Raw genomic sequence first — 7,804 nt, 5'->3', positions numbered from 1 at the left:
GTCAGGACTTGGGTCATGGTTCTATCATAACTTCCGCATTCCTCCCGACACTGACCCTACGGGTACAGTGCGGGGCTCCTGCGATTTCTAGCTGAGTTGTGGTCATTTAGGTTGGGGTGAGACGCCTGGCCTACAGGGGAAAGCCTTGTGGTTCCCTGCATTCAACATTTTAGGTGTGGGTGCAGTTCCTAGGTTGCATTGAAATGACCATACCTACTGGTTCCAGCCGGGCCATCTGGTGCTAGAACGGTAGTGTTTTGAACCTGCGGAGATGGGATCCCACCCCTCTTGGGCTTGCTCTATGACCGTGTATGTGGTTCAGATCAGCGACCTGCATCTGTTTGCCAGGCCCCATCACCGGCTGCTGGGGGTGGACACGGAAGCCTCTTTCCTGCAGGTGCAAAAGGCCATTGCCGCTCTGGATCCCTTGCCCGATCTGCTGCTGCTTACCGGAGATCTCTCTCAAGATGGCAGTGCGGCATCTTACGCCCGTTTGAGAGCCCATTTGCAGGCTCTCCCCATCGATACTTACTGGTTGGCAGGCAACCACGATCGCCTGCACACCATGAACCAAGAGCTTCATGCCGAGCGGCTATTTGGGGACAAGAGCTTCAGCCGGGAAAATTGGAGCTTTATTTTGTTGAACTCCCTCGTGCCCGGCAAAGATAGCGGTTACCTGACGGAGCGCACGCTGCTGTGGCTGAAACAAGAATTGCAGCGGAGCAAAGCCGCCCAACACCATGTTTTGTTGGCCTTGCACCATCCCCCTTTTTCGGTGGATTCTGCCTGGCTGGATCAAAGCGCCCTGCAGCAGCCGGAGCGGTTGTTCGGGGTTCTGGACGAGTTCGACCACATTCGCCTTGTTGTATTCGGCCACATTCACCAAGACCTGCGCCACCAGCGGGAGGGGGTTGATTACCTGGCTTGTCCCTCAACCTGTGTGCAATTTCGTCCCAAGAGCCCTCAGTTTGGCCTGGAGGTGATTCCCCCTGCCCTGAGGCAGATATGGCTGGAGCGAGATGGCAGCTTCAAGACCCAGGTTCAACGGGTGGGGGCCGCTCTGCAACGTCCCAACCTGGCCCTGAAGGGATATTAGCTCTCTTCCTCTTGAGCCTCTGCGGGGGGTAGCCCGATGGCCTGCCCCAAGCAAACGCTGGCCCCCAGCAAGGCCAACCACCCCGGCACCACTGACAGGAGGGCCACCACGGCCACCAAGGTGTTGTTTCCCCCCTGCAAAAGGCTGTAGAGCAGCATCGGCAGCGTGAGAACCCGCCCACCGCCGACGAAGAAGGTGAGCAAAAATTCGTTCCAGGAGATCAAAAAGGCAAATACCGCCCCAATGGCTGCCCCAGGGGCAATGAGGGGCAACGTTACCTGCCACCACACCTGCCAGGGATCCGCCCCCAAACAGCGGGCCTGCGCCTCGTAGCCGCGGTCGAAACGGGCGAACACACTGCCCATCACCAGAGCCATGTAGGGAATGGTCGGGATCAGATGCACCAGCACCACCCCCAGCAGGGCACCGTCTAGCCGCAGGCGAATCAGCACCCCTTGGATCCCCATCAGCACAGCCAGAGGAGAGGTGATGACGGGCAACAGCAACAGCAGGCGCAGCCAGGCGGGCACAGGATGGGTGCCCAAAACTCGTCCCGCCGGGATCCCCACCCCCAGGGCCAGCAGGGTGGTAAACAGGGCAATTTGCAAGCTCTGGCCGAAGGCTGCCCGGAACTGGGATCCCCCTCCCGCTGGAGCGAACAGCAGTTGCTGCCAACCGACTAAGCTCCATGCCTGCGGCAGGGCATCGGGAAAATACCAGGCCCGCGTGAAGGCCCAAAGAGCCAGCACCCCAAAGGGCAAAGCCCAAAGGAGGGCCACTCCGGCCACCCCAAGGCGGAGCAGGGATCCCCCAATCCATCTGTGCATGTGGCGTCCTTTCACGGCCTTCTCCAAGGACTCCGTCCTGCTGAGGCGACCGGCGGTTGCCAAAGGGATCCCCTGGCCGCAAACAGCCCTGCCATCCAACTGACCACCGCTGCCGAGATGACCAACAGGATCACCCCCAGCGCCACCGCCTGCTGCCGCTGCTCCAGGTTGATGTGGGTGAAGCGCTGATAGATCAGAACGGGCAAGGTGCGCGGGTAGGTGGGCCCTAAGAGCAAGGGAACCTCAAAGGCGCTGAAGACAAAGCCGAAGATGAGAATCCCGGTGGCCAGCAGCCCCGGCCTCAGCAAGGGCAGCGTTACATACCAAAACGTCTGGGCGGCAGAAGCCCCCAGCAGCCGAGCCTGTTGCTCCAGCTCGGATCCCATCCCGCGCAGCAGCGTCAGCGCCACCAGAGCGGCAAACGGGATCTCCTTCCAAAGCCAATAGAGCAACACCCCCACATAGCCGCGGTCGTTCACCCACAAGGGAAAATCCTGATCCGAGGCAATCCAGCCCAGTTGGAAGGCCAGCCGCGCCAGCCAACCGCTGGGCCCCAGCAGCAGCAGCATCCCCGCCACCCCCACCAAATGAGGAATCGGCAGCGTCAACTGGCCAAGCCAGATGGCCCACCCCCCCACCCCCCGCAACAGCAGCGCCAGCCCCAGCCCCAAAAGCAGCGCCAACCCCGTTGCCAACAGAGCGATTCTGAGGCTGAGCAACAGGGATCCCCCGACTTCCGCATCCCGCAGCAGCTCCCCATACCCCTGCAGGGTAAACCCCCTCTCGCCCAGGCCGTAGAGGCCCACACTCTGGGCCAGAGCCAGCAGCAGCCCCCCGCCGTAGAGCAGGCCCACCAACCCCAACGCCGGCAAAAGCGGCCCATACTGCCGGATCCCCTTAAGCCCCACCGGCCCAGATCCCCGTCCATTTAAGCTATTCATTGAGCCAGTCCCAAGAGCTGCCTCACGAGAGAATTCAAGATGGGAGCGGATCCCTCCTTAAGAGAGGAAAGAGCAGTGGGTAGTGAGAAGGAAGTATGCTCACGCCTCTTATTCCTCCACACCGCCAACGCGACCAACCATTGCGATCTTCACATCCCATGGAGAGAACCCTAGACCAGATTAACCAACGCATTGCCAAAGGCCAGGCGCGGGTGTGGACGGCCCTGGAAGCCAAAGCCAAGCTGGCCACCTTGGGGATCCAGGAAGCCTTCGAGCAGGTGGATGTGATCACCACCGGCACCTTTGAGCCGATGGAGTCTTCCGGAGCCATTGTGAACCTGGGCCATACGGATCCGCCCATCAAGATTCGCCAAGCGTGGCTGAACGGGGTACCGGCCTATGCCGGATTTGGCGCGGTGGATCTCTACCTAGGGGCAGCCCAACCCAGCGAGCAAGCGGATCAAGCCTATGGGGGCGGCCACGTCATTGCCGACCTGGTGGCGGGCAAGCGCGTCCATTTGCGGGCCATCGGCCAAGTGACCGATTGCTACCCCCGCGCCGACTACGAGACCACCCTGACCCGGGATCAGCTCAACCAGTTTTACCTGTTCAATCCCCGCAATGCCTACCAAAACTTCATCGTCGGCGTGAACGGTGGGGATCGGCCTTTGTACACCTACTTGGGCCTGTTGGAACCGCACCTGGGCAATGCCGTCTATTCCAACCCGGGAGAGCTGTCCCCCTTGTTGAACGATCCCCTTTTGCGCCGGGTAGGGATCGGCAGCCGCATCTTTTTGGGGGGCGGCATTGGCTACGTCGCCTGGGAGGGTACCCAGCACTTTCCATTGCAAAAGCGATTGCCCAACCAAACTCCCATCGGCCCGGCGGCCACCCTGGCCCTGATTGGAGATGCCAAGCAAATGCAGGCGGAATGGGTGAGGGGCTGCTACTTCCGCAACTACGGTCCCAGCTTGATGTTGGGGGTCGGGATCCCCATTCCCATCCTCGCTCCTGCGGATTTGGAGGCCATCGCCATCCGGGATGAAGAACTGGTGGCACCGGTGATCGACTTTTCCATTCCCCGCCGGGTGCGGCCCACCTTTGGCTTGGTGAGCTATGCCCAGCTCAAATCCGGCCAGATCACCCTCAATGGCCGCAAGGTTCGCACTGCCCCTCTGGCCAGCCTGCGCCGCTCCATGCAAATTGCCGAAATCCTCAAGCAATGGATAGAAAGCGGCCAATTCACCCTTACCCAACCCGTCGCTCCCCTGCCCCTGGATCGGGAGTTTCTCTCCCAAAATCCCCTCGGCTAGACGGATCCTGAATTCCCACCTGCCAAACAGCCTCTCCAGAGAAAGAGACCAGCCCAATCCCCATTCAAGGCTGAGAAACATCAGCGACAAATCCGCCCGGCAATTGCGGGAAGAGCTGGAGGAACTGGAGAAAAGTCAGCAGAAATGGCGCAGTCGCCTGGGAACCTTGGGCAACCCAACCCCCAGCAGATCTGCAGAATTACTGCCGGCTGGGATCCCTTCCAAACCTGCGGCGGGGTTGTTTTCTAGACAGTTGCCGCTACCATTACGCTTTAAGTGTTGCCACCGGAAACTCCCCGGCGGGAAAAAGAGAGGGGGCCGTGTCTAAAGTGGGAGATAAGGTCATGTTCCAGCGTATTGCTCTCGGCTCTGCTGCATTGGGATTGCTTATGACCATACCCGTCCTTCCCGGCCACGGGTTTGGAGAGCCTCGGGTCGTTCCCGATACCCCGTTCTACTTCGACAACCACCGCTTCGATCGCTACCCCGATGCGGTTGTGGTGCGGGTGGTGAGCGGCGACACCTTGGTGGTGCAAATCGAAGGGGAACAGAAGATGCGCCTGATCCGGTTGGCCGGGATCGAAGGCCTCAGACCGGGAGAAAACCCCTTTTACCAGCAAGCTATTGAACTGATGCGAGAGCGCATCCTCTACCGCACCGTCAAGCTGGAAGGGGATAAGCTGCTGCGCAACGTAGATGCCACGGGCTTGGTGGAGGCTTATGTCTGGCTAGAAGGTCATCAAATGAACGCCATGTTGGTGCGCAATGGCCTGGCCCGTATCGTCCCCTACAGCCACAACATCAAGTACGACAGCTACTATGGTGGCCTACAAGAAAAAGCCCAGCAGGAGCGCCTTGGCATTTGGAGCCGTCTCTGAGTTGGCTTTATACTGAACTTCAGTTCTTTAATCTTCAAGGGAGCAGAGAGGAAAGAGCTTCTCCCTTCTCTCCCGTTACTTCCTCTAGGTTATGCCTAGCCTGCCTTGACGGTTGAACCCACTCCAGCCCCCAGGGATCCCAATCGCTGGGTGAGGCGGCTGCCTCTGGTGACCGGCCTTTTGGGCAGCGCCCTCTTGGTCATCAATCGACTGGCCTTTACGCCGGAATTGCTCACCAGCCAGTCCCGTTCAGATGCCTTGGGGATCCTCCTCAGCGCTGTTTTGATCTTGACCGGCCTGCTGTGGCAGCAGATCCAGCCTCTTCCGCCCCAAACGGCCCCCCTGCAAGGGATCCCCGGCTGCGATTGGCATCCCGATCTTTCCGAAAGTGAGAAACTGGAGCTGGCTTGGGCCTCCCATACCCTGCTCAGCACCACTGCCGCCCGCACTGTGGTGATCTGGGTGGGTGGGCGAACCCTCCTACAACGGGGGATCCTGGCCAACCCCGGCCAGATGCCCTCCATTCAGCCCAAGAGCGTTTTGCAGCGGGTTTTGCAAACGGGGCGGCCCGTGTATTTGGTGGATCTCAAGCTGTTCCCGGCCCGCGCCGAGTTCAATGATCTGTTGCCCCCCGGATCCCAAGCCGTGCTGTGCCAGCCCATCGGCCAGAAAGGGTGCTTGATTTTGGGGAGCGATACCCCACGCAGCTTCAGCCGGCAGGAGCAAGCCTGGATTGCCGCCATTGCCGACAAGTTAGCGGCCCTATTTGGCTGAGGTTCGCCGCTCCCAACTTCCCTTCGCCGGGAGAGGGGCCGGGGGTGAGGGCTAGCAGCGCGGAGTGCTTGGGCTAGGCGGCGCTCTCCAAGCTCACCTGGAACACTTCGCTGAAGGCTTTTTCCACCTTGTAGCCGGAGTCGATGGTTTCCAAGGGATCCTTGCGCAGGCGGTGGCGCAAACACAGGCTGATCACCCGACGGATATCGGCGACGGTGACCTCGCTCCGCCCTTCCAAAGCCGCCAGGGCCTTGGCAGCCCGGTTGGTGACAATGTCTCCGCGCAGCCCATCCACCTCCAAAGCCGCACATACTCCGGAGATCTTCAAGCGCAAATCGGGATCCACTGCCACGGTGGGCAAAAGATGTTGGGCTTTTTCGATGCGTTCCCGCAGGCGCTGCTGGGAATCGGCATACTTGGCCAAAAAAGCCTGGGGATCGGCGTCGAACTGGCTGCGCTCCTCCACGATCCGCACCCGCAGGGCGGCATCTCGCACCGTTTCGATCTGGACAAACATGCCAAAGCGATCCAGCAGTTGAGGCCGCAATTCCCCCTCCTCCGGGTTGCCGGATCCCACCAGCACAAACCGAGCCGGATGACGAATGGAAATGCCTTCCCGTTCCACGGTGTTCCAGCCTGAGGCCGCCGCGTCCAGCAACACATCCACCAAGTGGTCATCCAGCAAGTTGACTTCATCCACGTAAAGGATGCCTCGATTGGCCTTGGCCAACAGCCCCGGCTCAAAAGCCTTCACCCCCTGAGCTAAGGCCCGCTCAATGTCGAGAGTGCCACACACCCGGTCTTCCGTTGCCCCCAAGGGCAGATCCACCATCGGCACCTGGATCCAAGTGCTTTCCAGCGTTTCCCCTGCTTGGAGCCGTTCCCACACTTGATCGCTCATCAAGTCCCGCTGCCGTGGGTGGCTGTTGAAGGGATCCCCTTTCACCACCTCGATCTGGGGCAGCAGGTCGGCCAAAGCGCGGATGGTGGTGGATTTGCCCGTGCCGCGATCCCCCATGATCAGCACTCCGCCAATGCGCGGGTCGATCACGTTGAGGAGCAAGGCCAATTTCATCTCCTCTTGGCCAACGATGGCCGTAAACGGGAAAACCGGGCGACGTTCCAAATGCATAGGGGCAATAACCAACAATTCATCCCCATTATCCCAGAGGCCACTCCCTTCTGGGTGTCAGATAGGCTGGAAAGGGACTGGAACTGGAACCTAAAGACCAGTTTTCGGTCAAATGGAAAAGCAAGCTCAGTTGTCAGCGTGGACGACGCCCTGGGCTTTCACAGAGAGGAGCAGATAGGATCGAAGCCCGCGGGGTTCATCAGAGTGTTGAACCGGCGTGGGGCCGAAAGCTCACAAAAACCCTAGGCAACCTGAGCAACAGTTGGCGGGTGGGGAGACATCAGCAGTGTCAGGCAAAGCAAGTCGGAGACGGTGGACGGCATTTCCAATCCAAAGCGTGGCCCAAAAAGGGCTGGTGGGTTTGATCTGGGTTTGCACTTGGATCCCTGTGCTCACTGTCTCTCTGGCCGTGGCTCAAACCCCCACCACCTCTGTGGTGTTGAGCGATGAGCAGGTAACAATGTACGCCCGTATCGTCTTGGAGATGGAGCCCCACCGGCAAGAGGCCCAAAAGCGCTCCCAAGCCACAAACGACCCAGCCAGCAAAGATCAAATCCGGCGAGAATTCATCCGCACCGCGACCGAGATCATCACTCGCCACGGTATGACTGTGCCCGACTACAACCGCATTACACTCTTGATCCGCTCCGAAGAGGGCAAAGCTTTGCAACAGCGCATTGAGGCCGAAATTCTCCGCCTGCAAAGCGAGGATCCCCGACCGCCAGTCCGATAAAAGTGACTGGTAAAAGTAAACTACCCGACACCCGCGCTATGCGCAGGGTGCGAGCTTTATCCCAATCCCTAGCGGCCCCAGAGGACAGCTAAGTTTCGGAATTTCAGGCG

8 protein-coding genes are annotated in these 7,804 nt (G+C 59.9%); 5 read left to right on the top strand and 3 right to left on the bottom strand.

Annotation, left to right across the window (positions count from 1 at the left end):
• Positions 1-301 precede the first annotated feature (301 nt).
• On the top strand, positions 302-1,096 hold the full coding sequence (gene cpdA, locus ACVWZ1_RS13940) for a 3',5'-cyclic-AMP phosphodiesterase (RefSeq protein ID WP_457503720.1): 795 nt from the start codon (positions 302-304) through the stop codon (positions 1,094-1,096).
• Here cpdA and ACVWZ1_RS13935 read toward each other — a convergent pair.
• On the bottom strand, positions 1,093-1,923 hold the full coding sequence (locus ACVWZ1_RS13935; protein ID WP_457503718.1) for an ABC transporter permease: 831 nt from the start codon (positions 1,921-1,923) through the stop codon (positions 1,093-1,095). The two genes, cpdA and ACVWZ1_RS13935, sit on opposite strands and share 4 nt — an antisense overlap.
• Before the next feature lie 11 nt (positions 1,924-1,934).
• Entirely contained in the window at positions 1,935-2,864 is a 930-nt protein-coding gene (locus ACVWZ1_RS13930; protein ID WP_414422420.1) for an ABC transporter permease, read from the bottom strand.
• 158 nt (positions 2,865-3,022) lie between these two features.
• On the opposite strand from ACVWZ1_RS13930, the gene ACVWZ1_RS13925 reads away from it, so the two are divergent.
• From ACVWZ1_RS13925 to ACVWZ1_RS13915, 3 genes are all read left to right on the top strand, one after another.
• Positions 3,023-4,177, top strand: a complete 1,155-nt coding sequence (locus ACVWZ1_RS13925) for a homocysteine biosynthesis protein (RefSeq protein WP_414374343.1) — start codon at positions 3,023-3,025, stop codon at positions 4,175-4,177.
• A gap of 389 nt (positions 4,178-4,566) precedes the next feature.
• Entirely contained in the window at positions 4,567-5,055 is a 489-nt protein-coding gene (locus ACVWZ1_RS13920) for a thermonuclease family protein (protein ID WP_457467398.1), read from the top strand.
• Between the two features lie 105 nt (positions 5,056-5,160).
• Positions 5,161-5,829 carry a cofactor assembly of complex C subunit B gene (locus tag ACVWZ1_RS13915; protein WP_457467399.1) on the top strand — a complete coding sequence of 223 codons (669 nt, stop codon included), beginning with the start codon at positions 5,161-5,163 and terminating at the stop codon, positions 5,827-5,829.
• Positions 5,830-5,902: 73 nt separating this feature from the next.
• Here the strand turns inward: ACVWZ1_RS13915 and bchI are convergent, their stop codons facing one another.
• On the bottom strand, positions 5,903-6,961 hold the full coding sequence (gene bchI / locus ACVWZ1_RS13910; protein WP_414374395.1) for a magnesium chelatase ATPase subunit I: 1,059 nt from the start codon (positions 6,959-6,961) through the stop codon (positions 5,903-5,905).
• Positions 6,962-7,349: 388 nt separating this feature from the next.
• On the opposite strand from bchI, the gene ACVWZ1_RS13905 reads away from it, so the two are divergent.
• Positions 7,350-7,694 (top strand): DUF4168 domain-containing protein, encoded by a 345-nt coding sequence (locus tag ACVWZ1_RS13905; protein ID WP_414418490.1) that lies wholly within the window; start codon positions 7,350-7,352, stop codon positions 7,692-7,694.
• Positions 7,695-7,804: the final 110 nt, after the last annotated feature.

The sequence above is a fragment of the Thermostichus sp. MS-CIW-25 genome, assembly GCF_054060015.1.
Note: the sequence above shows the minus strand (reverse complement) of the source record. Positions and strands in the feature narration are given on the sequence as shown.